Annotated in this window: 22 protein-coding genes, 1 tRNA gene and 1 riboswitch; of the genes, 9 read left to right on the forward strand and 14 right to left on the reverse strand. The window is 71.2% G+C overall.

Annotation, left to right across the window (positions count from 1 at the left end; all coding sequences use genetic code 11):
* The first annotated feature begins 83 nt into the window (after positions 1–83).
* From lhgO to GWK25_RS40680, 3 genes are all read left to right on the forward strand, one after another.
* Complete coding sequence (gene lhgO, locus GWK25_RS40670) at positions 84–1,295, forward strand: L-2-hydroxyglutarate oxidase (protein WP_308404448.1); 1,212 nt, start codon at positions 84–86, stop codon at positions 1,293–1,295.
* Between the two features lie 160 nt (positions 1,296–1,455).
* Positions 1,456–2,331 carry a tRNA (guanosine(46)-N7)-methyltransferase TrmB gene (gene trmB, locus GWK25_RS40675; RefSeq protein WP_215456586.1) on the forward strand — a complete coding sequence of 292 codons (876 nt, stop codon included), beginning with the start codon at positions 1,456–1,458 and terminating at the stop codon, positions 2,329–2,331.
* A 77-nt stretch (positions 2,332–2,408) separates the two neighbouring features.
* Entirely contained in the window at positions 2,409–3,791 is a 1,383-nt protein-coding gene (locus GWK25_RS40680; RefSeq protein WP_215456588.1) for a PrsW family intramembrane metalloprotease, read from the forward strand.
* Positions 3,792–3,839: 48 nt separating this feature from the next.
* Here the strand turns inward: GWK25_RS40680 and GWK25_RS40685 are convergent, their stop codons facing one another.
* The 5 genes from GWK25_RS40685 to GWK25_RS40705 all read right to left on the reverse strand — a co-directional run bounded on the left by GWK25_RS40685 (position 3,840) and on the right by GWK25_RS40705 (position 8,848).
* Entirely contained in the window at positions 3,840–4,406 is a 567-nt protein-coding gene (locus GWK25_RS40685; protein WP_215456590.1) for a cysteine hydrolase family protein, read from the reverse strand.
* 189 nt (positions 4,407–4,595) lie between these two features.
* Complete coding sequence (locus tag GWK25_RS40690; RefSeq protein ID WP_215456592.1) at positions 4,596–5,657, reverse strand: M23 family metallopeptidase; 1,062 nt, start codon at positions 5,655–5,657, stop codon at positions 4,596–4,598.
* A gap of 10 nt (positions 5,658–5,667) precedes the next feature.
* Positions 5,668–5,828: riboswitch (cyclic di-AMP (ydaO/yuaA leader) on the reverse strand.
* Between the two features lie 310 nt (positions 5,829–6,138).
* Positions 6,139–7,242 carry a PP2C family protein-serine/threonine phosphatase gene (locus GWK25_RS40695; protein WP_215457923.1) on the reverse strand — a complete coding sequence of 368 codons (1,104 nt, stop codon included), beginning with the start codon at positions 7,240–7,242 and terminating at the stop codon, positions 6,139–6,141.
* 160 nt (positions 7,243–7,402) lie between these two features.
* Positions 7,403–8,062, reverse strand: coding sequence for a GTP cyclohydrolase II (ribA, locus tag GWK25_RS40700; RefSeq protein WP_215456595.1), 660 nt, complete (start codon positions 8,060–8,062; stop codon positions 7,403–7,405).
* A 243-nt stretch (positions 8,063–8,305) separates the two neighbouring features.
* The gene (locus GWK25_RS40705; protein ID WP_215456597.1) at positions 8,306–8,848 is read right to left on the reverse strand and encodes a MarR family winged helix-turn-helix transcriptional regulator; all 543 of its coding nucleotides are present in this window, start codon (positions 8,846–8,848) and stop codon (positions 8,306–8,308) included.
* A 48-nt stretch (positions 8,849–8,896) separates the two neighbouring features.
* Between GWK25_RS40705 and GWK25_RS40710 the strand changes: the two genes are divergently transcribed.
* Positions 8,897–10,054, forward strand: coding sequence for a dihydrofolate reductase family protein (locus GWK25_RS40710; protein ID WP_215456599.1), 1,158 nt, complete (start codon positions 8,897–8,899; stop codon positions 10,052–10,054).
* Between the two features lie 98 nt (positions 10,055–10,152).
* Positions 10,153–10,226, forward strand: a tRNA-Met gene (locus GWK25_RS40715).
* Positions 10,227–10,267: 41 nt separating this feature from the next.
* On the opposite strand, the gene GWK25_RS40720 is transcribed toward GWK25_RS40715, so the two are convergent.
* From GWK25_RS40720 to GWK25_RS40740, 6 genes are all read right to left on the reverse strand, one after another.
* Entirely contained in the window at positions 10,268–10,915 is a 648-nt protein-coding gene (locus GWK25_RS40720; RefSeq protein ID WP_215456601.1) for a class IV adenylate cyclase, read from the reverse strand.
* A gap of 171 nt (positions 10,916–11,086) precedes the next feature.
* Complete coding sequence (locus GWK25_RS40725) at positions 11,087–12,292, reverse strand: FtsX-like permease family protein (RefSeq protein WP_215456603.1); 1,206 nt, start codon at positions 12,290–12,292, stop codon at positions 11,087–11,089.
* A complete protein-coding gene (locus tag GWK25_RS40730) occupies positions 12,289–12,987 on the reverse strand; it encodes an ABC transporter ATP-binding protein (protein WP_215456604.1) in 699 nt (232 codons plus the stop codon). Before GWK25_RS40730 ends, GWK25_RS40725 begins: the two co-directional genes overlap by 4 nt.
* A gap of 68 nt (positions 12,988–13,055) precedes the next feature.
* Complete coding sequence (locus GWK25_RS44120; RefSeq protein WP_251829257.1) at positions 13,056–13,757, reverse strand: hypothetical protein; 702 nt, start codon at positions 13,755–13,757, stop codon at positions 13,056–13,058.
* Between the two features lie 150 nt (positions 13,758–13,907).
* Positions 13,908–14,717, reverse strand: coding sequence for a hypothetical protein (locus GWK25_RS44125; protein WP_251829258.1), 810 nt, complete (start codon positions 14,715–14,717; stop codon positions 13,908–13,910).
* 86 nt (positions 14,718–14,803) lie between these two features.
* Positions 14,804–15,268 (reverse strand): hypothetical protein, encoded by a 465-nt coding sequence (locus GWK25_RS40740; protein ID WP_215456606.1) that lies wholly within the window; start codon positions 15,266–15,268, stop codon positions 14,804–14,806.
* 88 nt (positions 15,269–15,356) lie between these two features.
* Here GWK25_RS40740 and GWK25_RS40745 point away from each other — a divergent pair, with 88 nt between their 5' ends.
* Complete coding sequence (locus GWK25_RS40745; protein WP_215456608.1) at positions 15,357–15,518, forward strand: hypothetical protein; 162 nt, start codon at positions 15,357–15,359, stop codon at positions 15,516–15,518.
* Positions 15,519–15,644: 126 nt separating this feature from the next.
* Positions 15,645–17,006, forward strand: a complete 1,362-nt coding sequence (locus GWK25_RS40750; RefSeq protein WP_215456610.1) for a chloride channel protein — start codon at positions 15,645–15,647, stop codon at positions 17,004–17,006.
* Between the two features lie 46 nt (positions 17,007–17,052).
* On the opposite strand, the gene GWK25_RS40755 is transcribed toward GWK25_RS40750, so the two are convergent.
* Positions 17,053–18,114: an oxygenase MpaB family protein gene (locus tag GWK25_RS40755; RefSeq protein WP_215456612.1), complete on the reverse strand. Its 1,062-nt coding sequence runs from the start codon at positions 18,112–18,114 to the stop codon at positions 17,053–17,055.
* Positions 18,115–18,217: 103 nt separating this feature from the next.
* Here GWK25_RS40755 and GWK25_RS40760 point away from each other — a divergent pair, with 103 nt between their 5' ends.
* Both GWK25_RS40760 and GWK25_RS40765 read left to right on the forward strand, forming a co-directional pair.
* Positions 18,218–18,880 carry a TetR/AcrR family transcriptional regulator gene (locus GWK25_RS40760; RefSeq protein WP_215456614.1) on the forward strand — a complete coding sequence of 221 codons (663 nt, stop codon included), beginning with the start codon at positions 18,218–18,220 and terminating at the stop codon, positions 18,878–18,880.
* A 344-nt stretch (positions 18,881–19,224) separates the two neighbouring features.
* Positions 19,225–19,776: a DUF4232 domain-containing protein gene (locus tag GWK25_RS40765; protein WP_215456616.1), complete on the forward strand. Its 552-nt coding sequence runs from the start codon at positions 19,225–19,227 to the stop codon at positions 19,774–19,776.
* A gap of 54 nt (positions 19,777–19,830) precedes the next feature.
* On the opposite strand, the gene GWK25_RS40770 is transcribed toward GWK25_RS40765, so the two are convergent.
* Together GWK25_RS40770 and GWK25_RS40775 are read right to left on the reverse strand one after the other, a co-directional pair.
* The gene (locus GWK25_RS40770) at positions 19,831–20,256 is read right to left on the reverse strand and encodes a hypothetical protein (protein WP_251829259.1); all 426 of its coding nucleotides are present in this window, start codon (positions 20,254–20,256) and stop codon (positions 19,831–19,833) included.
* 600 nt (positions 20,257–20,856) lie between these two features.
* Positions 20,857–22,533 (reverse strand): site-specific integrase, encoded by a 1,677-nt coding sequence (locus GWK25_RS40775; RefSeq protein WP_215456620.1) that lies wholly within the window; start codon positions 22,531–22,533, stop codon positions 20,857–20,859.
* Positions 22,534–22,535: the final 2 nt, after the last annotated feature.

Raw genomic sequence — 22,535 nt, forward strand, 5'->3', positions numbered from 1 at the left:
TGACCGAGGCCATGAAGACGTCTTCCGGGTTTGAGGGCATTGTCAGTGGTGCAGTGCACTATCGGAGTCGGGAGGTGGGGCGCGTGCGGAGGCAGGGCGCTTACGACTGTGATGTGCTCGTCGTCGGCGGTGGGATCGTCGGGCTGTCGACGGCGTACGCGATCACGCGGGCGGCGCCGGGCACGCGGGTCACCGTGCTGGAGAAGGAACCGGGACCGGCCCGGCACCAGACCGGGCGGAACAGCGGCGTCATCCACAGCGGGATCTACTACCGGCCGGGCTCGCTGAAGGCGCGGTACGCGGTCAAGGGCGCCGCCGAGATGGTGAAGTTCTGCGCCGAGTACGGCATCGACCACGCCGTCACCGGGAAACTGATCGTCGCCACCGAGCGCTCCGAGCTGCCCCGGCTGCACGCCCTGGTGCAGCGCGGCCGGGAGAACGGGATTCCGGTGCGGGAGCTGGGCGCCGCGCAGATCTCCGAGTACGAGCCGGAGGTGCGCGGCCTCGCGGCCATACACGTCGGCACCACCGGGATCTGTGACTTCGTGGGCGTAGCCCGGCAGCTCGCCCGTGCCTCAGGCGCCGAGATCCGCTACGGCGCCGAGGTCGAGCGGATCGACCGGCGGGCATCCCTGGGCGTCGCCGTACGGGTACGGGGCGGCGACGTCGTACGGGGGCGGGTGCTGGTGAACTGCGCCGGGCTGCACTGCGACGAGGTGGCCCGGCTGACCGGCGACGACCCCGGGATGCGGATCGTGCCGTTCCGGGGGGAGTACTACGAGCTGGCGCGGCCCGAGCTGGTGCGCGGACTCGTGTATCCGGTGCCCGACCCCGCGTTCCCGTTCCTCGGGGTGCATCTGACCCGGGGGATCGACGGGGGCGTCCACATCGGGCCCAACGCCGTGCCCGCGCTGGCCCGCGAGGGGTACGGGTGGGGGACCGTACGGCCGCGGGAACTGGCGGCGACGCTGGCGTGGCCCGGCTCCTGGCGGATAGCGCGGCGGCACTGGCGGTACGGGGCGGGGGAGCTTCGGCGCTCGGTGTCGAAGAAGGCTTTCACCGGGGCGGTGCGGCGGCTGCTGCCCGCGGTCTCGGAGGGGGATCTCGTGCCGGCCGCGGCCGGGGTACGGGCCCAGGCCGTGCTGCGGGACGGGACGCTGGTGGACGACTTCCTGATCCGGGAGGGAGCGCGGGCGGTCCACGTGCTGAACGCGCCGTCACCGGCGGCCACGGCTTCACTGCCGATCGGGCGGGAGGTGGGGAGGCGGGCGCTGGAGGCGTTGGCTCGGGTGTGAGGGAGTGCCTTCGCCGGGGCTTGTGGGGGGCAATCGCCGGTCCTGGTGGATCGCCGCCGGCGTTTACTCGTCCCTTCCCCAGGGGCGCTGCCCCTTCGGCCTCGGCCGTGGGGCCCCGGGCACGTCCGCCGGCTGCTCGGCACCGTAAAATTGGGGCACTGTGTCTGACTTCGTCGATTCTCCCGAGCCTCGCACCACCGGTGCCTCCCTTCGGCACACCCGTGCCAAGGGGGAGCCGCGTTTCCCCGACGGGCCCAAGGCGGATCCCGCCGGGTCGCACTTCGAGCGGCGGATCCGGAGTTTCCAGCCGCGACGGAGCCGGGTCACCGCCGGGCAGGCGGACGCCCTTCAGCGGCTGTGGCCCAAGTGGGGGCTCGACATCGACGGGCGGTCCCTGGACCTCGTCGAGCTGTTCGGGAACGACCGGCCCGTCGTCCTGGAGATCGGCTTCGGCATGGGCGAGGCGACCGCGCAAATGGCCGCCGCCGACCCCGAGACCAATGTCCTCGCCGTGGACGTGCACACACCGGGCCAGGGCAACCTGCTGAACCTCGCCGACCAGGGCGGTCTGTCCAACGTCCGGGTCGCCAACGGCGACGCGATCATCCTGCTGCGCGAGATGCTCCCGCCCGACTCGCTGGACGGGCTGCGGGTCTACTTCCCCGACCCCTGGCCCAAGAAGCGGCACCACAAGCGACGCATCATCCAACCGGAATTCCTCACCCTCGTCGCGTCCCGGCTCAGGCCGGGGGCGATCGTGCACTGCGCGACGGACTGGGAACCGTACGCCGAGCAGATGCTGGAAGTGCTCACCGCGCACCCCGATTTCGAGAACACCCGGGCCGACGGCGGGTTCGCGCCACGTCCCGGCTTCCGGCCGCTGACCCGTTTCGAGGGGCAGGGACTGGACAAGGGTCATGTGGTGAACGATCTGCTCTTCCGCCGCGTACAGCAGCGTGAGCAGGAGCGGAATCCGAAGCGGAAGCAGGACCAGGAGCAGAAGCAGCAGTCCGAACTGCCCCCCACAGGCGCCTGACGACTTGCCTTCACCGCCCGGCGGGGCGTACCACGCGCCGTCGCGGGCGGCGCCCGTCCCTCGTTAGGGTCAATGCAATGGCCACCAGTTCCCCCTACCCGACGCACCCCAGCGGCTCCACCGGTGGGTATGCGTTCAGGCCCACTCGCTGGTGGCAGCGGAAGAGCGTCAGATACGGGGCGCTGATAGCACTGCTCGCGGTCTCCGGGCTCGTCATCCTCGCGCTCGTCCGGGAACAGACCGGCACGGAGGGGTTCCTCGTCGGGCTGGGGCTCGCGGTGCTGCCCGTACCTCTGCTGATGGCGGCGTTCCGGTGGCTGGACCGGGTGGAGCCCGGGCCCTGGCGGAACCTGGTGTTCGCGTTCGCCTGGGGGGCGTGCGCGGCGGCGCTGATAGCCATCGTGGCGAACAGCTTCGCGACGCGGTGGATAGCGACGGCCACGGCCGATCCCTCGCACGCCGACACCCTGGGCGCCACCGTCATAGCTCCCGTGGTCGAGGAGACCGCCAAGGCAGCCGCCGTCTTACTCGTGTTCCTGTTCAGGAGACGGGACTTCACCGGGGTCGTGGACGGGGTGGTGATCGCGGGCTTCACCGCGACGGGGTTCGCCTTCACCGAGAACATCCTGTACCTGGGGACCGCGTTCGGGACGGACCAGCTCAGCGGGGGGAGCGGTCTCGCGTCGGTCACCGCGGCCACGTTCTTCGTGCGGGTGATCATGTCGCCGTTCGCGCATCCCCTGTTCACCGTGCTGACGGGGATCGGGTTCGGGGTGGCGGCGTTCTCCGCGGAGTGGCAGCGGGCGCGGCGGGTGCTCGTACCGGCGGGCGGGCTGCTGCTCGCCATGGGGATGCACGCGGTCTGGAACGGGTCGGCGACGTTCGGGGAGTACGGGTTCTTCGCCGTGTACGCCGGGTTCATGGTGCCGGCGTTCGGGCTGCTGACGTGGTGGGTGATCTGGGCTCGGCAGCGAGAGTTGCGGACCGTGCGGGAGGCGTTGCCGGCGTATGCGGCCGCGGGGTGGCTGACGCCGGTCGAGCCGTATGTGCTGGGGTCGATGCGGGGGCGCCGGGTGGCGCGGGAGTATGCGGCGCACCACTTCGGGAAGGCGGGGGCTCGGTCGGTCGCGGAGTACGAGGTGTTCGCGACGAAGCTGGCCTTCCATCGGTATCGGGGGTTGCGGGGGCGGGCCGGGGGCGACTTCTCGCTGCGGGAGCGGGAGTTGTTGTTCGAGCTGTGGCGCAGGCGGGAGTTGGCTCGGCCGGCCATGGGGTATGCGGGGCGGGAGGTGGGGGCGAAGCACGGGTACGGCTACGGATACGGATACGGCTACGGGCACGGGCTCGGGTACGAGTACAGCCATGAGTGCGGGGCGTACGGGGCGTGCGGGGGGCACGGAGCGGCGTATGGGGTCTACGGGACGGCGGCGTACCCCGCGTACAACCCCTACCGGTTCTAGCCGCGCGGACCTTGCCGGCCTTCACCGGGTAGTCCAGGGCGGTGATGACTACCGGCGCGACGCGATGGCTGTGAGCCAGTCCTCGATCGTCAGGACTTCGGCCCACTGCGGGAACAGTTTCTCGGTGAGCATCGTGTGGACCACGGGATCGGTGTCGAGGCAGCCGTCCGATAGGACGGTGACGCCGAAGTCCAGGTCGATGGCGCGCCACAGGGTGGACAGCACCACGGCGCTGGTGGCGATGCCGGTGAGGACGAGGCTGTCGATGTCGCGCGCCCTGAGCACCAGGTCGAGGTCGCTGCCCGAGAACGCGCTTCCCCGTCTCTTGGTGACCACGACCTCGCCCTGGCGGGGCACGACCTCGTCATGAATCTCGGTGCCGGGCTCGCCCTCGGTGAACAGGCCGGCCCGCACCACGTTCGCCATCACCTTGTTGCGCGGGCTGATCTCCGGAGCGCCCGGCCGTAACCCCATCACGACGTAGATCACGGGGATCTCGGCGGCCCGTGCTCCGTCGATCGCCCTGCGCAGGCGCGGCAGATAGCCGGACCCGTCGTCCGCGATGGCCACGACGTCGCGTTGGACGTCCATCACGAGAAGTGCGCTCTTCGCCATGTCTGCCGACCCTTCTGCGGGGGAGTTCTCGGGGAGCCGAGGGGAGCCGAGGGGACCCGGGGAGGTCCAGGGAGGTCCGGGGAGGTCCAGGGAGATCCAGGGAGGTCGGGGGCGTCACAGGGGACAAGACGAACGCCGCGTAGGCCCATGGGCGTACGCGGCGTCGTTGCTTCGGGGTGAGGCCGGCGGTTACGGGTTGAGGCCCTTGCTGCGGAGCCAGGCCGCCGGGTCGATGCCGCTGCTGGAGCCGCCGGGGTGAACCTCCATGTGGAGGTGGGCGCCCGTGACGTTGCCGGTGGCGCCGACGCGGCCGATGACGTCGCCGGTGGCGACCTTCTGGCCGACGCTCACGCCGATGGAGGACTGGTGGGCGTACCAGATCTCGGTGCCGTCATCGAGGGTGAGAACGGTCTTGTAGCCGTAGGAGCCCTCGTAGCCGGCCTGCGTGATGGTGCCGCTGTGGACGGCCTTGATGAGGGTGCCGGTGGGGGCCGCGAAGTCGAGGCCGGTGTGGTAGCCGGAGGACCAGTACGGGCCGGCCTGACCGAAGGTGGAGGTGAGCGTGTACGAGGAGGTGGGAAGGGCGAACTGCTTGGCCAGTGCGGCGAGACGCTCGGCTTCCTTCTTCGCCGCGGCCTCCTCCTCCGCCTTCTTCTTGGCGGCGGCCTCCTTGGCCTCGGCTTCCTTCTTCTCCTTGGCGGCCTGCTCGGCGGCCTTCTCCGCGGCGGCGGTCTGCGCGGCCTCGGCGGCAGCCTTGTCGAAGGCGTCCTGCTGGGACTCGGCCTGCGCCATGATGCGGGCGCGCAGCGCCTCTCCGGCGTCCGCGGTGCCCTGCTCGGTGTCGGCGGCGATCAGACCCGCGCTGCTGAGGGGGGAGGTGGAGCCCTCGGGCTCCGGCTCGTCGGCCTCGTCCTCGAAGACCGAGCCGACGTTCGGCATGTCGGGCATCGATATGGAGACGGGGGCCTTGCCGGACTGCGCGCTCGCCATCCCGGCACCGCTGACGGCGGCTATGACACCGACGCCGAGAACCGTGGAGCTACGGGCGAGTCCGTTACGGGCGAGTACGCCGGTCTTCTTGGCCACGCGGTGCCGACCGCGAACGGGGCGAAGGGAATCCTCGCTGGGGTTCCACTCCTGCCAGGGGCCCTCGTTGTCGCTGTTGTAGCTGCCGTAGCCGAACGTCTGGCTCTCGCCTTCACGTTGGGCCGGCACGAACGGGGCTTCGGTCGCGGACCGGTTCGACGCCACGTGGGCGTACTCCTTCCTTCCTTCTCGCCTACCGGGTTAGCTGACGGGTTCGGAGCAGGAAGGTCTCCTACGCGCGTAAACCGTCGTGCCTACTGCCACGGCGGTTTCCGTGCGATTCACCCCAGGGTGGTGGTTCCCCGGTTCCCTTGCGGGATTCGGCGCGTGAGCACGGAGCCGTCTCTTGTGACGGCTGGGACGACCGCGCTGCGTTATCGAACGTTAATAGACGCGAGCACTCCATTCCAAGCTGTTCTGCATGATCGTTCCGTTCTCCGCGCTGGACTTTACGGGTCATGAGGGGCCGAAAACGGGCGAGTTGACCTTGACTTGCGAGTAACAGTTGCCCTGACGTGACGTCAGTTCTTATACGGAGAACGGCGGGCCGGACACGCTCGGTGACATCTCCACCTCACGAACGTCGGACGATCACACCTCACGGACTTCGGGCGGCCACAGCTCACGGGCGGCGGACCGCCACAGCTCACGGGCGGCGGACCGCCAAGAGGGCCATGTCGTCCGTGGTGCGGTCGCCCGTGTGCCGGCGCACCTCCTCCGCGAGCGTCGTCAGCAGGGCGCCCGGGGCGGTGAACACCCGGCCAGAAAGGCGCGCGGCCGGGTCGTAGAAGACACCGTGCGCGTCGCGCGCCTCGGACAGACCGTCGGTGTAGAAGAGCAGCGTGGCGCCGGGCGGGAACCCGGTCTCCTCCGCGCGGTCCGGCCAGGTGCCCAGGTCGTCCATGCCGAGCGGCAGCGCGGGCTGCGGGGTGTCCAGGATGCACAGCGTGCCGTCGGCGTGCAGCAGCAGGGGCGAGGGGTGGCCCCGGTTGACGATCCGGGCGCGGACCGCGCCGTGCGGGAACTCCGCGAGCACGGCCGTCACGAACCCCTCGCGCTCCACCGCCACGTCCCTCCGTGCGGCCTCCCGCCGCGTCCCCTCCCGGGCCAGCGCCCGTTCCAGCCGTTGGGCCACCGCTTCGAGCGTCGCCTCCTGCTCGGCCGCCTCCCGGAACGCCCCGATCAGCACCGCCACCGCCGACACCGCTCCCAGTCCCTTGCCGCGTACGTCGCCGACGATGAGCCGTACGCCGTGGGGTGAGTCCTGCACCGCGTACAGATCGCCGCCGATCGACGCCCCGGCCTGCGCGGCCTCGTACCGCGCGGCGATCTCCAGCCCGCCGATCCGCTCCTGCGGCACCGGGAGCACGGCCCGCTGCGCCGCCTCGGCGATCTCCCGGGCGGTGGCGAGCCGGGCGTCGCTGCGGCGGACGAGGCGGTTGATCAGTACGGCCAGTACGGCGACGGTGGCCACCGTGGTGATCTCGGTGATCGCGTCTTCATGGCCCGCGTCGTCGTAGTAGAGGCGTACGCCGGTGATCCCGACCCCCGACGCGGCGCCGATAACCACCGTGCCGAACAGCGAGAAGAGCGGGGCCGCCACCAGGGGCGCGGCGGTGAAGAAGGGGACCGCGGTGAACTCGCGCGGCGTGAAGTGGTCGTAGAAGAGGCCGACGGCGATCAGCAGCACGGGAAGCGCACGGGCGAGCGTGCGGGCGTACGAGAACCGCCGCCCACCCGGCTCCCGCATGCCCTCCGCGTCCTCTCGCTGCCCCACGGCTACAGGGTTTCGGGGGGCGGCCGACACGGCGAGTCGGCGGGGCCGAGTGGGCTAGCGGGGAGACGGGGGGAGGGGCGCGGAGGGCGGGAAGGGGGCGGCGGGCGGGAAGGGGGCGGCGGGCGGGCGGGGCTCAGCCCGCCGAGAGGCCGGTCAGTCCTGTCGCGCCCGTCAGCTCGTGCAGGGGGAGCGTGTGCTGGGTCTGGAGGACCTTGGCGCGCAGGTAGCGGACGTTGTGGGCGGTGGTGAAGACGCCCGTGGGCACACGGTCGCGCACGGCCACGCCGAGGTCGCGCAACTGCTGCGCCTTGTCGGGGTTGTTGGAGAGCAGGTCCAGCTCGTCGATGCCGAGGGCACCCAGCATCTGGGCCGCCGCCGTGTAGTCGCGGGCGTCCTCCGGCAGCCCGAGCGCCGCGTTCGCCTCGTAGGTGTCGAGGCCCTGGTCCTGGAGGGCGTACGCGTCGAGCTTGTTGTACAGGCCGATGCCCCGGCCCTCCTGGCGGAGGTAGAGGAGGACGCCGCCGCGGTCGGCGATCCGCTCCACCGCCTCGCGCAGCTGCGGACCGCAGTCGCAGCGGGCCGAGCCGAACACGTCGCCGGTCAGGCACTCGGAGTGCAGCCGGACCAGCGGGGCCGTGCCGGGGGCGGGGTCGCCAAGGACGATCGCCAGGTGCTCCCGGCCGTCGACGAGGTCGTGGAAGGTGACCAGTTCGGCGTCGACGCCGTAGCCGTCGTGGAAGCGCAGCGGTACCCGGACGCGGGCACGCGGGGTGGCAGCGGGAAAGTCGGGCATGCGGGTTCTCCGGTCCTGGTGCGGGCGTCGCTGTGCTTCAGTTTTGAAGCACAGCGCTCGCAGCGACTCTAACCCGTGCTTCAAATTTAAAGCAACAGGATTGGGGATACGTCACATTCCCGTCACGCGAGCCCTTGGCCGCCCGTCACGCAAGCCCCTTGCTCGCCTGTCACACGCGTGACCCTGTTCGCCCGTCAGGCACGCGTGACCCTTGCTCGCCGTCACGCGCAACCCCCTCGGCCGTCACACGCGATTGCCCTCGTCCTGCTGGCCCGACGAGCAGGCGCGGCGGCGCCACGGAAGGTCGTCCGAGGCGGGGGCCGTCCGGGGATCCCCGCCCTGGATCGCCGTCGCGATGGTCGCGCAGATCTCCTCGAACTGGCCGATCTGCTCGGGGCTGAGATGGTCGAAGACGGCACGCCGCACCGTCTCGACATGGCCCGGCGCAGCGCGCTCCAGCAGGCTCATGCCCTCGTCGGTGAGGACGGCGACACTGCCGCGCCTGTCCCACTGGCAGTCCTCGCGCCGCACCACGCCGTCCTTCTCCAGCCTGGTCACGACGTACGTCAGCCGGCTGCGCGTGATCTTCAGCCGCTCGGCGAGCTCGGTCATCCGCATCCGGCGCTCCGGCGCTTCGGAGAGGCCGGCCAGTACCGAGTAGTAGAGGTGCGGCAGGCCGGCCTCCTGCTGGAGCTGCCGATCGAGCGCGTCCTCCAGGAGGGAACTCGCGGCGACGTAGGCGCGCCAGGCACGCTGTTCGTCGGGGGTGAGCCAGCGGGTCGTCATACGTACAGTGTAGTTATTGTTTAAAACTTGAACCAAGGGAGCGCGTTCATGCCCCAGCCCTACGTCCTGTTGTCCGCCGCCGTCTCCCTCGACGGCTTCCTGGACGACACCGGACCCGAGCGGCTGCTGCTCTCCGGCCCGGCCGACTTCGACCGGGTCGACGAGGTGCGCGCGGCCAGCGACGCCATCCTGATCGGGGCCGGCACCCTGCGTACCGACAACCCCCGGCTGCTGGTCAACTCCCCCGAGCGACGCGCGGCCCGGATCGCCGCGGGGCTCCCCGAGTACCCGTTGAAGGTCACGGTCAGCGCCTCCGGCGAACTCGATCCGGCGGCCCAGTTCTGGCACACCGGCGGCGAAAAGATCGTGTACACGACCGACAAGGGCGCGGCACGGCTGCACGGACTGGGCCTGCCGACGGGGCCGAACGGCGTGGCCGTGGTCTCCCTCGGCCCCGAGCTGGAGTGGACGGCCGTCCTCGACCACCTCGGAGACGTACGCGGTGTGCGCCGCCTCATGGTGGAGGGCGGCGGCCGGGTCCACACCCAGCTCCTGCAGCAGGGGCTCGCGGACGAGGTGCAGCTGGCCGTCGCACCGCTCTTCGTGGGCGAGGCGGACGCGCCCCGGCTGTTCGGGACGGGCGCCTACCCCGGAGGGCCGACGAGCCGGCTGCGGCTGCTGGAGACTCGGCCCGTCGGCGACATCGTCCTCATCCGCTACGCCCCCACCGTCCCCGGCACCGGCCCGGCCGTCTCCCCCGCCGACCGGCACTGGCTCGACCTCGCCTGCACCCTGGCCGCCGCCTGCCCGCCCTCGCGGACCGCGTTCAGCGTGGGGGCGGTCGTGGTCGCGGCCGACGGTACGGAACTGGCCCGCGGCCACTCCCGCGAGGGTGACGACCCCGTGGTCCACGCCGAGGAGGCCGCCCTCGCCAAGCTCGACCCCGCGGACCCGCGCCTCGCCACGGCCACGGTCTACAGCAGCCTCGAACCGTGCGCCCGCCGCGCCTCCCGGCCCGCGCCCTGCGCCCGGCTGATCCTCGACGCGGGCGTCCGCCGCGTCGTCACGGCCTGGCGCGAGCCGGACACGTTCGTCGAGGACGCGGCCGCGGGCAACGCGGTGCTGTCGGCGGAGGGGGCCGAGGTGGTCGTGGTGCCGGAGTACGAGGAGCGGGCGAAGGCACCGAACGGGCATCTGCTGGGCTGAGGCGAAGCCGGGACGGTACGGCCTGCATGGCCTGCATGGCCTGGTGATTTAACCCGTGTGCTCGGGGTCCGCCGGATGGCGTACACTGGTCTCAACGACGCGGGGTGGAGCAGCTCGGTAGCTCGCTGGGCTCATAACCCAGAGGTCGCAGGTTCAAATCCTGTCCCCGCTACTGAAGGCCTGAGGCCCAGAATCCGACAAGGATTCCGGGCCTCAGGTGTTTGTCCCCGTCCCGGTCCCGGTCCCCGTCCCAGTCCTGCTTCTGGTCTCGGGCCCGGAGGTACGGCGGGCGGCCGTGGAGGTACAGCGGGCCGCCGCCACCGCCTCCGTGTAGAGCTCGCGCGTGAGGTCCTCGGGGGAGACGCCCAGCTCCTCCAACACCGCGCGAAGGTCGTCGAGGGCAGCACCGACCTCGGCCTCCTCCACCAGGGTCTCGATCTCCAGGAAGGTGCCGTCCAGTTCGGGGACCCGGACGAGGGTCGCCAGCATCGGCCGGCCGTACGCCTCGAACGCGTGGCTGCGGCAGCGCTTCTCGAACACGATCGCCGGTATGTACCCGAGGTGCTCCAGGATGGCGTGCGCGTTCTGCGAGTCGCCGACCCTCGTCTCGTACTCCGGCTTGGAACCGGACGCGTCGTCCACGGCCGCCGCCTTGAAGGTGAGCAGGGTTCGCCGGTCCCCCGTGCCGTGATCGGCGAGGTACCGCAGCCGCAGCTCCTCGTCCCGCGCGGCCAGAGTGCCGTCCGGCAGGTCGTAGTACGTGTCCTGATAGGTCTCGGACCGGCCCTCGCCCCGCTCGTCGAGCGCCCGCGCGACCGCCTCCGGCGCCCGCACCCGGGCCTTCAACTCCGCCTCGATCACGCCAGTCCCTCCGGTACCCCGGTTTCCCCCGGTCCCCTGGTCTCCTGGTCTCCTCCGGCCTCTCCCCCTTTCCTCTTCCTCCCTACCCACTGTCCCCTGCGAGGCAGCAGCGGGGTTCAGCGGTCGGCCGTGAGGTCCATCCCGTTGTCGTCGCCGACGGGGACCGGGCCCTCAGGCGTGCGCCCGAGCGGTGAGGTAGGGGTCCCTGCTCAGGACTTCGCGGCTGCCGAGGAGGGTGCCGGTGGCCAGGCCGACGGCGGGCAGCAGCAGCGCGGCCGCGGCCCAGGCCGGCCCGGGGAGGGCACCTGCGGCGGTGATGGGCAGACCGAGCAGATCGCTGAGCGGACCGGCCGACGCCACGGACGCGCCCGTACCGATGAGCACGCCCACCACCCCGGCCGCCCCACCCGAGAGCAGGGCCTCCCCGAGCAGGATCCGCCGCAGCTCCGGGCGCCCGGACCCGAGGATCCGCAGGACGGCGAACTGTCCGACCCGGGCCCGCGTACTGTCAGCCGCTCGAACCGCCCCGAGTACGACCGCCCCCACCGCCAGGACCAGTACCCCCACCCGCATCGCGAGGTCGGCCACCCCGAAGAGTCCCGGCAGGTTGCGGACACGATCGGACACCGGCGAGGCCGAGAACCCGTCCCGTTGGAGCGACTCGGTCGCGGCGGCCACCTGCCGCTGGTGCCCGACCAGGACCACGGCGGACTGCGCACCCTCCCGCTCCCGGAAGGTCTCCGGCGTCAGCCCGGCGCGCGCCGCCGCCAGCAACGCTGCCGTGTTCTCCGACAGATAGGCGACGTCAGGGCCGTCGGCCTGCCAGGCGGGGTCGTAGAGGGCGGCAACCCTCAGCCTGATGACGGCGGTGGTGCCGGACGCGGCGCCCGTCGCCTTCGTGTATCCGAAGGCGACGGTACGGCCGAGGAGCGGGGCGAAGTCGGTCCCCTGCGCGGCGGCCGGCAGCACCACCTCGTCCCGGCCGAGTGGGGTGGAGGCCTCCGGGATCCTCCCCTTCACCAGCGGCAGGTCGTCGCCCGGCGTCAGGGTGTGGCCGGCCAGGTCGTACGTTCCGTCCTCCTCGGCGTACAGCACGGAGGGGTAGTCGGCGACGACCCGCCGGACACCCGTCACGTGCGCGGCGTCCCGCAACGCGGAGGTGGTGAGCGGCCGGACCGACGTGTCGCCCTCGAACGACGAGAGCTCGATCTGGGTGAGCCCGCCCGACCCCAGGACGTCCCTCTCGACCGCACCGGCAGCCCCGGCCGCCACCCCCGCGGACGTGGTCAGCAGCGCGGCCAGCACCGTGAGCGTCGGCAACGCCCTGCGCAGCGAACGGCCGTCCCGCGTCCATGTGTACAGACTCCATCGGCTCATCCGAGGCTCCCCTCAGGGGTGTTGCGTGGCGCGACGGCAGACAGCACTCCCTCGTCGAGGACATGACGCCGGTCGCAGCTCCCGGCGACCGCCGGATCATGCGTGACGAGCAGCACGGCCGCGCCCCGTTGCGCGCACGAACGCAACGCGTCCATCACGGACTTCGCCGACCTGGGGTCGAGACCCGAGGTCGGCTCGTCCGCCAGAATGAGCACCGGCTGCTTCACAGCCGCGCGTGCGACGGCGATACGTTGCCGCTGCCCACCGGAGAGCTCGGTGACCCGGGCTTCGGCCAGGTCCCCCATGCCCAGGTCGCCGAGGAGCGCCCTGGCCGCCGTGCGGTGCCGGACGAGCCTGGGGCCGAAGGCGGCGGCCACGTTCTCCCAGGCGTTGAGGAACGGCAGCAGCCCGAGATCCTGCAGCACGATGCCGATCGACCTCAGCCTCATCACGTCCCGGTCGGCGGGGGCCAGCGCGCCCGTGTCCGTCCCAGTGATGTGCAGGGAGCCCGCCGTCGGGGACAGGATCAGCCCGAGCAGGGCGAGCAGCGTGCTCTTGCCAGAACCGGACGGACCCTCAACGGCGGCCGTGGTTCCCGCGCCGAGCGTGAGATCGGCGCGGACCAGACCGCCGCCGGACGCGTAGCCGAAGGCCAGGCCCTCGGCTACGACGGCGGGTGGGGAGGCGGTGTTCATGGGGCAGCGGCGTCCTTCCGGTGTGGGTATGTGTGGGGGGAGGGCTGCGGGTTGTCACGTGAGGTGGTTCAGGCGAGGAGGTAGTACGCCGCCCTGGTCGCGTCCGCCGAGGCGCTCCCGCCGGGCGAGGCTGCGTACAGGTCGGGGAACTTGGTGTCGCGGTAGCGGCTGACGAGCCGGGGCAGGTCGTCCCACAGCTCCTGCGGAACGCTCTGATCCGAGGCGAGCGCCGCCTGTACGGCGTCCGAGGCGGTCACCAGGTCGCCCTCTCGCAGCCACTTCCGGGCCTGGGCGACGAGGTCGGTCCCTTCTGTGAGCCGCTGCGCCGTCGCCGTGCACCCGGCGTGCGCGAGCACGACCACGATGCGCAGCGAGCGGGCGGACAGCGGCGCACCGTCACCCTTGCCCTCGCCGTCCGGCAGCTCCACGGCCGTACGCCCGCACCCGAGCCCGAACTCCGCCCGGGCCGACATGACGCCGTACCAACGGCGCTCGTTCTTCGTCGTCAGACGGGCGGGCACCTCAAGTCGGGCCGCCTCCGCCGCCCCCTTCTCCGCCTGCGGCCCGCACCTCAGGGCCAGCCGATGACACGTCATGGCGAGCAACAGCCGATCGGACGGTTCGAGACCACCCCCGGCGTCCGAACCCATGCGCGTCAACCGTCGCGCGAGCCACGACGGCGTGTGCTCCTGCCGCGCAGCGGCCGTCAAAGCCCTCGCCGCGTTGTACGTGGCGGTCAACGTGCCCAGTTGGTCCGGTGACTTCGCCACGAGACCGTCGGGCCGCACGTGCCCGACCGGCTCGGGGAGCGGGCCGGCGAGGCGGCCCGCCCCGTCGTCGCCGAGAGAGAGGGCTCGCCGTACCAGCCATCGCGTCTGTGTGTCGGAGTCCCCCAGGTACGGCAGCAGACAGTCGTGCGTCTACCGGGTCAGCCGATGCCTCAGCAAGGTCAGGGCCGCCCGTTGGATGGGGTCGAGTCCGGTACAACCGGCCGCCAATCGCGCGTCCGCGCGCCGAAGGGCACGCGCCGCCCGCGCTCGTACGCCGACTCCGCGCAACGCCTCCACCGCGTAGAGCACGGGCACGGCCCGCTCGGCGCGAGCGGTGTCCGCCGCGAGGGTGTTCAACGTGGCCCGCGACACGTCGTCTCTCTGCCCCAGGCAGGTCAGGGTCCGCAGGAAGGCGGCCCGTGTGGCGAGCGAGGTCAGGGCGTCGTCCTCCTCGTCCGGCACCCTCAGGTATCCGAGCGCCTCATCCACGGCCCGCTTCCGCAGCCCGGCCCGCTCCAGGACCGTTGCCGCACGACGGCTCTCGCCAGTAAGACGCTTGTCAGTACGGCCCTCGTCCGGCTCCGCGCTCTCCAGGGAGAGGCACACGTAGTGGGCCCGCCAGGCCGGAGTGTCGAGGGCGTCCGTACGGGCGAGTGCGGCGAGCCGGGCGGGCCGCACATCCGGTACACCGCCCGCCTCCATGCCTCCTCGATGGCGCGCGGCAAGGGTGGCCTCCAGCCGCCCGTACGCGGTCGGGTACAGCGCGGGGTCACGCCCGACGTCGGTACGCGTGGCCCGTACGAGGTCGTTGGCGCCGCGCAGGGCGTCGAGTTGCCCGGCCAGCTCACCACCGGGCGGCGCGGGCCGCTCCACGGGTCCGCCGCCGAGGACCGAGGCGCTGAGCGCGGCGGCGACGACAGTCACCCCCAGGGCCAGGAGGACCCGTCCGCGACGATCCACACGCTCCCTCTGCTTTCCCGCGTCTCCGCGCCTCCCCTTTTCGCCCTTCCGCCGCTTCGCCCCTCTCACCGATCGTTCCCGCCGACTCAGTCGTTGGCGCACGCCGAGGCGAAGGCCTTGACGCCGGACTGGAAGGCGCCGCCATCGGAACACGTGGTGATGCTCGTGTTCAGCGACCCTCCCGGGTCGGCGATGCCACTGACGTCGGCGATCCAGGTGTTCTTGTTCGTCCAGCTGACCTGCCGGGTGCTCTCGCTCACCTGGGTGCCGCTCGGACTCAGCGCGAGGGTCGCCTGCCAGCCGTTTGCCTTCACCGTCGCCGTGTTGCTGATCTTGCTGACCCGGTACCTGGCCCCGCCTCTCATGGTCTTCGTCGACGTCTTGAAGGAGCACTTGTCGGCGTAGGCGTTGCACTGCCACGCACTCACCTCGATCCGAGCCCCCGTACCGGGCAACGGAGTCGCCCCGGAATCCGAGATGGCCACGGTCGGCACGGCCGCCCCCACCACCAGCGCCCCGGCGAGCCCCGCCGTCAACAGGATCCTCTTCATCCGCCCCTCCCCGCGTTCCCGGCGCACACAAACAGACATGTCGCCCCAACCAGGCGATGAACTGTATATGTCGCGCAAATTCCAAGGAGTGACCGAAAAGCGACGCGCGAACGGCTCGCCCGACCCAGCAGAAACCATCAAGCAGAAGAGCCGCCGCCCCGGACAGGCGCCAGGCGGCCCCAGCTGGCTCCAGCCGAACGGCCGGATGACCAAAATCAGCCACCAGACAGTCGGCATTGTTCACACCTGAGCGTGACGACGGCGGTCATCGAAATGCCGGTCGAAGACCGGCATGCCACGCTCAAAATCGTGCCGCTCGCGTCAGGTGGCCGCGCCGGAAGGCAACGCGACGAGGCGATGCGAGGAGGTGGAGCGCATGCCGGTCGACCCGACCGGGGCCGGGGCCGTGAAGCCGCCGGATCCGATGGCGCTTCTCCGGAGCCGCGCCTACCTGGTGCTTCTGGCGATGGCCGCCCTGATCGGCGTACCCGTGTCCGTGGCGGCGTTCGGGTTTCTCGCAATGGTCGGGGAGGTCCAGCCGTTGATCTACAGGGATCTGCCGGAGGCGCTCGGGTTCGACGGCACGCCGCTGTGGTGGCCGTTGCCGCTGCTCGCCGTCGGGGGCCTGCTGGTGGGGCTGACGGTCCGTTACCTGCCGGGGCACGGCGGGCATGAACCGACCGCTGGTTTTCAGGCCACCGGCGCGCCCCCGCCCGTCGAACTGCCCGGCATCTTCCTCGCCGCCCTGGCGACGCTCTGCTTCGCCGCCGTCCTCGGGCCCGAGGCACCCCTCCTGGCGCTCGGCAGCGGGCTCGCCGCCGGCGCCGTACGGCTGGTCAGACACGATCCGCCGGAACAGATGAGCGCGGTGCTGGGTGCGGCGGGCAGTTTCGCGGCCGTCAGCTCGCTGCTGGGGTCGCCTCTGCTCGGGGCGTTCCTCCTGATGGAGGCCTCGGGGTTGGGCGGGGTGATGATGACGACGGTACTGGTGCCCGGCCTGCTGGCCGCCGGGGTCGGCGCGCTGGTCTTCGTCGGGCTGGGTTCCTGGACCGGGCTCGGCACCTACTCCCTGACCCTGCGCGACGTGCCCGAAGCCGTACGCCCGACAGCGGCGGAGTTCGGCTGGGCCCTGCTCATCGGGCTGTCGGCCGCGCTGGCGGCCGCGGGCATCCGATGGCTCGCCGTCCGGCTCAGGGCGCGCGTCGAGCGGCGACGGGTCGCGGCCTCGGTCGTCGTCGGCCTGGTCGTGGCGGGACTGGCGATCGCCTACGCGGAGAGCACCGGCAAACCGGCGACCGACGTGCTGTACTCGGGACAGACCGCGCTGGACCCCTTCCTCACGCACAGCGCCACGTACTCGGTGGGCGCGCTGGCACTGCTGGTGCTGTGCAAGGGCCTCGCCTACTGCGGGTCGCTCAGCGCCTTCCGCGGCGGCCCGATCTTCCCCGCGATGTTCGTCGGAGCGGCGGGCGGCATCCTCTGCTCCCATCTGCCGGGGCTGAGCCTGGTCGCGGGGTTCGCGATGGGGATCGGGGCGATGAGCGCCGCGATGCTGCGACTCCCGCTGGTCTCCGTCCTGCTGGCCACGCTGCTGATCGGCTCCCAGGGGATCACCGTCATGCCGCTGGTGATCGTGGCGGTGGTGGTCTCGTACGTCACTACGGCGAGGCTGACGCCGCCGCTTTCGGTGCCTGAGGGACCTCAAGCTCCGCCACGAACACCGCCGCAAGGGCCGTAGCCTCCCTCGGCTTCGCGACGAACGGTCCCGGCTTCGCGGCGAACGGTCACGCCAGCGGCCCCAGGATCTCCTGCGACTCGATCAGCCCCTGATCGCTGGGTGCCCTGCCGGCGTCGAAGACACGGGCTGCCTGGCGGGCCCGGAAGTCCAAGTGGGCTTCGGCGGGCCTGACATAGCCGTGGCGGGCGCGGGCCTCGGCGGGGGTCAGCACCTCGGGACTACGGGGAGGAATGCCCAGCTTGATCGGGGCGATCACGGGAACCGTGGAGGGCGAGAGCAGCCCCAGCAGGCGCAGTTCGGCCCTGGGGCTGAGGTGGGCGAGCGCGAACGCCGTCCTCATCACGGGCACGATGAGCGCGTCGAGGAGGCGGGACTGCCGGATCCCCGCCATCTCGCGCATCCAGCGCGGCATGGTGGCGATCGTGGCGATCCGCTGCGCCTTCGCGACCGCCGTGCTGACCGGCTGCGCCCAGCGCGGCACCGGCGGCATGACGAGTTCACTTCGCAGAAGGTGGTCCATGGCCTGGCGGGCGATCGGGCTGGCGGACAGTCGCGGGCGCATCCGCTCGAAGTACGCCCGGACACCCTCCCGGCTGCGGGGGACGTCGTCGGGGGAGCAGGTCTGCAGTTCCGCGGCGACCGCGCACGCCTCCCAGTACTCCCGTTCCTCCCGCTCGGTGAGCTTGCCGGGCCCGTACTTCTCGTACGCGTAGAGGATGGAGTGCCAGCCGGTGAGCTGGATCCACAGCTGCGAGGCGGGGTCGTTGGCGTCGTAGGTGCCGCCGCCGTAGGGCAGGTCACCGATCGCCTTGGAGTGGATCTTGACCAGGACGTCGGCGGCCCGGCACACCTCGCGCGTACCGGCGAAGGCGACCATCGCGAAGTACCGCAGGGTCCGGTCGTAGCGGGTGCGCGAGCGGCGGTAGATGCCCTGGGTCGCGTGGACGGCGGCCACCAACGGCGGGTCGAGCTCCTCCACGACCACCGCCCGCTGGAACCCCACCGTCGGCGCCGTCGGATAGCTCCAGACCTTCCACACCACCGAGCCCGGGCCGAAGAAGCCGTGGTCCTCGTGCGGTTCGACCTCGCTCCGCCTCAGCTTCGCCATCGAGCCGCTCCTCACGTCCTCCGCGCCGCGGCGAGTGCCGCCACCCCAGTCCATTACGACAGTGCTGCCTTAAATTAAGACACGAGTGTCGTAAACTGCCAAGGTGTCAGCGCCCACCTCCTCGGAAGACAGGCCGCGCAAGCGACGCCCCTACGCCCCGCGCGTGCCGCTGGCGGAACGCCGCGAGCAGCTGCTCGACGCGGCCCTCGCCGTGATCGTGAGCGACGGCTACGACCGGATCTCCATCGACGCCATCGCCAAGAGGGCCGCTGTCGCCCGGTCGGTGGTCTACGGCGCCTACGAGAACCTCGACGCCCTGCTCACCGCGCTGCTCGACCGGCAGCAGGCGCGCGCCTTCGGACGACTGCTCTCGACGGTTCCCCGCACGGAGGACGGTCTGCGCGACCCCGCCGCGTTCGCCTCCGAGGCGGTACGCCGGATGTCCGCGATGCTCCGCGAGGACCCGGACACCTGGCGGCTGATCCTGCTGCCCCCGGGCAACATGCCCCCGGTCGTCCGCGACCGCATCGAGGCCGACAGGGAACGGTTCCGCACCCTGGTCGAGGAGTGGCTCGCCCGCACCCTGGCCGACCGCCCCGGCCCGGCCCTCGACCCCGGGGTCCTCGCCCATGCTCTCGTCGCCTGCGCGGAGCACTTCGGCCGCGTCGCCCTCACCGACCCCGGCAGATTCGACCCGGCCCACCTGATCGACCAGGTCCGGATCATCCTCGGCGCGCTCTGGCCCCTGCCCGGCGCCACGCACTGACGCCACGGACATGTGCACCGCGGATACGTTCACCGCGCCCACGGCCGCCACACGGGCGTACCGCACTCTCACAGCGCCCGTTCAGCAACCGGCAGCCGTCCCGCCCGACGTTCCAGGAGTGCCGCGTATGCGCAGGTCAGAGGCGTTCTGAGCGTTCCAGCGTCCCGAAGATCCCGAAGGAATGGCGGCTGGGACGGCCCGGGGCGCAGTCTTGGGCCATCGCCACCACGGCGCCCCACCGGAACGGCCGGGGACGCTGTGATCGGCACGAGCGAACAGGGGCGCCCCGCGCCGGTTCGCCACCCGACGGCCCTCTTCCGAATGCTCAGAGAAAGCAGTCCCTCATGCGTATCACCACTCGTTTCGCCGCCCGAGCAGCCGCCTCCTCCATGGTCGTCGCAGCCGCCCTCGCGGTGATCGGTTTCCAGGGCTCCGGGCAGACCGCCTCCGCCGCCACGCAGAAGAAGGCGGCCTCGATCGTCACGTGCACCGCGGCGAACACCGAGGTGACCGTCTCCACGCCGACCCGCCCGATCAACCACCTGCTGCTCAAGGCCACCAACACCGGCTCGAAGCCCTGCTACGTCTACAGCGCCCCGTTCCTCAGGGCCGGCGCGGACGCCCAGGCCCCGGTGGCGTGGGCCGAGGAGACGACGCCGCAGTCCGTGCTGATGCTCGAGCCCGGCAAGTCCGCGTACGCCGGCATCACGACGTACTCCCCTGACGGTGAGGGCGGCAGCAGCGTCAAGACGCTGGGCGTGATCTTCGCCGACAGGCAGGGCGACGCGACGGGCGCGGAGAAGACCCTGAAGCTGTCCAAGGGCGGTGTGTTCTTCAACAGCGCCGCCACCGTCACCTACTGGCAGGGCAACGCGGCGGACGCCCTCGCCTGGTAGCGCGTACGGCAGGTCGGAGGGGATGCCCCCGGCCCCGAACCGAAGGCCCGGTGTTCAGGACAGATACGGCTCGTGACCCGTGAAATGAAGCGAACCCACGTTGCCGGCCTGGATCACCGGGCCGTGCTGAACGCCACCGCTGATCGTGTTGTGCACGTCCGCGGCCTGTTGCCCCTCCGCGACGGGCATCAAGTCATCGAGTATCGACCGTAGTTCGGACGCGGCGGCCGGGTTGGACCGCAGAGTGCGACGCAATCGCGTTCGCCACTCCGACTCCACATCCAGGGCGGTCTGCTCGTCACCGGCCTTCAGCGCCGCCGTCAGCTCGTCCCGCGACGTCTCCAGCTCTCCCTCGATCACGTCTCCTTCATCACCACGGTGACGCGAGAAGAACGAGACCATGCGGTCACGGGCCTGTGTCCAGGAGTCCGCCGCCATCTGCTGAACGAATGCCGTGGCTCCCGCGGCGGCAAGTGCCATCAACTCAGCTTCCACCGAACCCCCTTAGCAAGATCGTTCTCGACGCCGGGCTCTTTCTTCGGCTTCCCACCACGACTGTCCCCCATGGACTGACGGTAGGGCACCGCACCAGTTGGCGACAGAGCGCGTCGGCCTCCATGGATCGAGCTCCAGAGATCGAGCTTCAGGGATCGAGGTGTCGCGTGGCGGGCGGGTGACATGGGCGAGGGCTTGTTCGAGCCAGTCGTCCCGGAACGCCAGGCCCCCGCCCCGGGAACACCACAGCGCCCGAGCCGACCGAAGTCGACTCGGGCGCTGCGCCGCAGGTCAGAGGGGATGTCCCCCGTCCGCGAACCGTAGGCCCTGTGGGACTCGAACCCACAACCAATGGATTAAAAGTCTGGGGCATCATTAGACCGGACCATTCCGGCGAATGTCAGCCCGTGCCGGGTCGGGCTGTTACATGCTGGTCAACGGCCCTTTGCGTGAGCCCCGGCAGCGTCTCAAGTGCCGCCCTATGCCGTCTTCTGTCGGCCACTTCCGGGGCGTTCGGTTGAGCACTGGCTGAGCAGAAAGGCCCCGCCACCTGCGGTGACGGAGCCTCGTTCGTTCCCCTCAACTCTACGCCTCCCCGACCCCGATGTCAGTGGCCCCGTCTACCGTGGACGGATCATCAGCGTCTGCTGGCTGCGACGCATCGGGCCCCTGCTCCGGGACAGCGACCGGCGCGGGGGCCTCGTCGCGCGGCTTCCTCGCCCTCGGCACGGCCGCCGCGGCCTTCTCGGTCAGCTCGTCCTCGTACTCCTCGAACAGCTCCATGTACGTGTCTGAGGTCAGGACGACCGTGGAGTGCCGGAGCTTCACCTTGGCGTCGTGCAGGTCTCCCCCGCCAGCCTTCACCAGGGCCGCCGCGCCGTGACGGAGGTCGCGCAGGTTGATGGGCGGCAGACCGGCCGAATCCATGATCCGGCGGAACGTCTTGCTGACGGTGTCCGGGTGCAGCCAGGAGCCGTCCTCCTGGACGAACATCTTCCCAGTGTCGGTCCAGTCCGCGGTGTCCTTGCCCAGCTCGCGCTCGACGGCGGCCCGCGCGTTCCACTCGGCCCGCTCGGCGCGCTGCCGCTCCCGGTGCTCCTCCAGCACGGCGACCGTGCCGGCGTCCACCTTCACGATGCCCACGGACCCGTCGGTCTTCGGTGCCGTCTCGATCGGCGTCCAGCCGTCCACCACGATCTCGGCGGACACCCGGATCTCCTTCCTCTCGGGCGAGAAGTCGGCCCATCCCTGGCCTACGCCCTCGCCGCGGCGCAGGCCGTGGTGGGCGATCAGGTGGAAGAACGCGTACAGCCGGTCGTCCTCGGCCTCGTCCAGGAACGCGCCGAGCTGGGCGGGTGTCCACACCATGACCGGGCCCGGCTTCACTCCGGTCTCCCGCCAGCGCGCGACCCGCTCGTCCGTCCACAGCAGGCCCTTGGGCCGGGCGGCCGGTTCGAGTTCGACGTGGGCGGCCGCGTTGAAGGTGATGAGCTGTCCGGCGATCGCCTTGTTCAGGGCCATGCGGAGGGTGCGGCGGATCGCCTGCTTCGTGGCCGGGCCAGTGACGCGACGGAACGGCGGCATCTCGGCGAGCTTCTCGCGCTCGGCGGCCAGCTGGGCCTTCTCGGCCGCCTTCGGAGCGCCCGGCTTGCCCCTCCTACTGCGGGCGACCTGCTCGCGGCGGGCTGCGTTCTCGGCACGGATGACGTCGTTGCGGTCGTCGATCGCGTTGAACATGTCCTGGCAGTGGCCGACGCTGAGCCGGTCCAGGCGCAGGTGCCCGATGGCTGGCTTCAGGTGCACGCGGATGTGGGATGCGTAGCCGTGGTTCGTGGTGGTCCGCGTCTTCTTGTTGGCCATGACGTGGTCGAGCCAGTCACCGACGAGCATCTTCCCGTCGAGGGGGACCCCGACGCCAAGCTTCCTCGACACCTCGGTCGGCTCGGGAATCGGTCCGCGCGTCTTCTGCAGTTCGGCGAGGAGGTCGCCAACGCGTCGCAGGCCGTCCTCGTCGTCGCCCGCCAGGTCGAGGATGGCGCGGATGCGGTCGAGGTCCTTCTGCGCTTCCTTGACGTCGGCGTAGCCCGTGCGCTGGAACCGCCGGCGCCCGCCGTCCGCGTCCTCGGGGAGTTCCTGGGAGACGCGAGGCTTGCCGTGGGACCGCTTCGACAGGTCGAGGCACTTCGAGCCGAGGCGTTTGCCGTCCGGACCGCGGCACTCACAACGTTTACTGATGCCGCCAGCGCGGCGAGACGTTGGCATTG

The organism is Streptomyces sp. ATCC 21386 (assembly GCF_018728545.1).
Taxonomy (GTDB): domain Bacteria; phylum Actinomycetota; class Actinomycetes; order Streptomycetales; family Streptomycetaceae; genus Streptomyces.

Bases quoted from the DNA above. Each gene is read 5' to 3' on its own strand.
- GWK25_RS40765 (WP_215456616.1), top strand. From the start codon at position 19,225: ATGCGTATCACCACTCGTTTCGCCGCCCGAGCAGCCGCCTCCTCCATG.
- GWK25_RS40695 (WP_215457923.1), bottom strand. From the start codon at position 7,242: ATGCGGGAGCCGGGTGGGCGGCGGTTCTCGTACGCCCGCACGCTCGCC.
- GWK25_RS40685 (WP_215456590.1), bottom strand. From the start codon at position 4,406: ATGGCGAAGAGCGCACTTCTCGTGATGGACGTCCAACGCGACGTCGTG.
- GWK25_RS40740 (WP_215456606.1), bottom strand. From the start codon at position 15,268: ATGAAGAGGATCCTGTTGACGGCGGGGCTCGCCGGGGCGCTGGTGGTG.
- GWK25_RS40710 (WP_215456599.1), top strand. From the start codon at position 8,897: ATGCCCCAGCCCTACGTCCTGTTGTCCGCCGCCGTCTCCCTCGACGGC.
- GWK25_RS40730 (WP_215456604.1), bottom strand. From the start codon at position 12,987: ATGAACACCGCCTCCCCACCCGCCGTCGTAGCCGAGGGCCTGGCCTTC.
- GWK25_RS40755 (WP_215456612.1), bottom strand. From the start codon at position 18,114: ATGGCGAAGCTGAGGCGGAGCGAGGTCGAACCGCACGAGGACCACGGC.
- GWK25_RS40680 (WP_215456588.1), top strand. From the start codon at position 2,409: ATGGCCACCAGTTCCCCCTACCCGACGCACCCCAGCGGCTCCACCGGT.
- ribA (WP_215456595.1), bottom strand. From the start codon at position 8,062: ATGCCCGACTTTCCCGCTGCCACCCCGCGTGCCCGCGTCCGGGTACCG.
- GWK25_RS40725 (WP_215456603.1), bottom strand. From the start codon at position 12,292: ATGAGCCGATGGAGTCTGTACACATGGACGCGGGACGGCCGTTCGCTG.
- GWK25_RS40750 (WP_215456610.1), top strand. From the start codon at position 15,645: ATGCCGGTCGACCCGACCGGGGCCGGGGCCGTGAAGCCGCCGGATCCG.
- GWK25_RS40775 (WP_215456620.1), bottom strand. From the start codon at position 22,533: ATGCCAACGTCTCGCCGCGCTGGCGGCATCAGTAAACGTTGTGAGTGC.
- GWK25_RS40770 (WP_251829259.1), bottom strand. From the start codon at position 20,256: ATGGCACTTGCCGCCGCGGGAGCCACGGCATTCGTTCAGCAGATGGCG.
- GWK25_RS40705 (WP_215456597.1), bottom strand. From the start codon at position 8,848: ATGACGACCCGCTGGCTCACCCCCGACGAACAGCGTGCCTGGCGCGCC.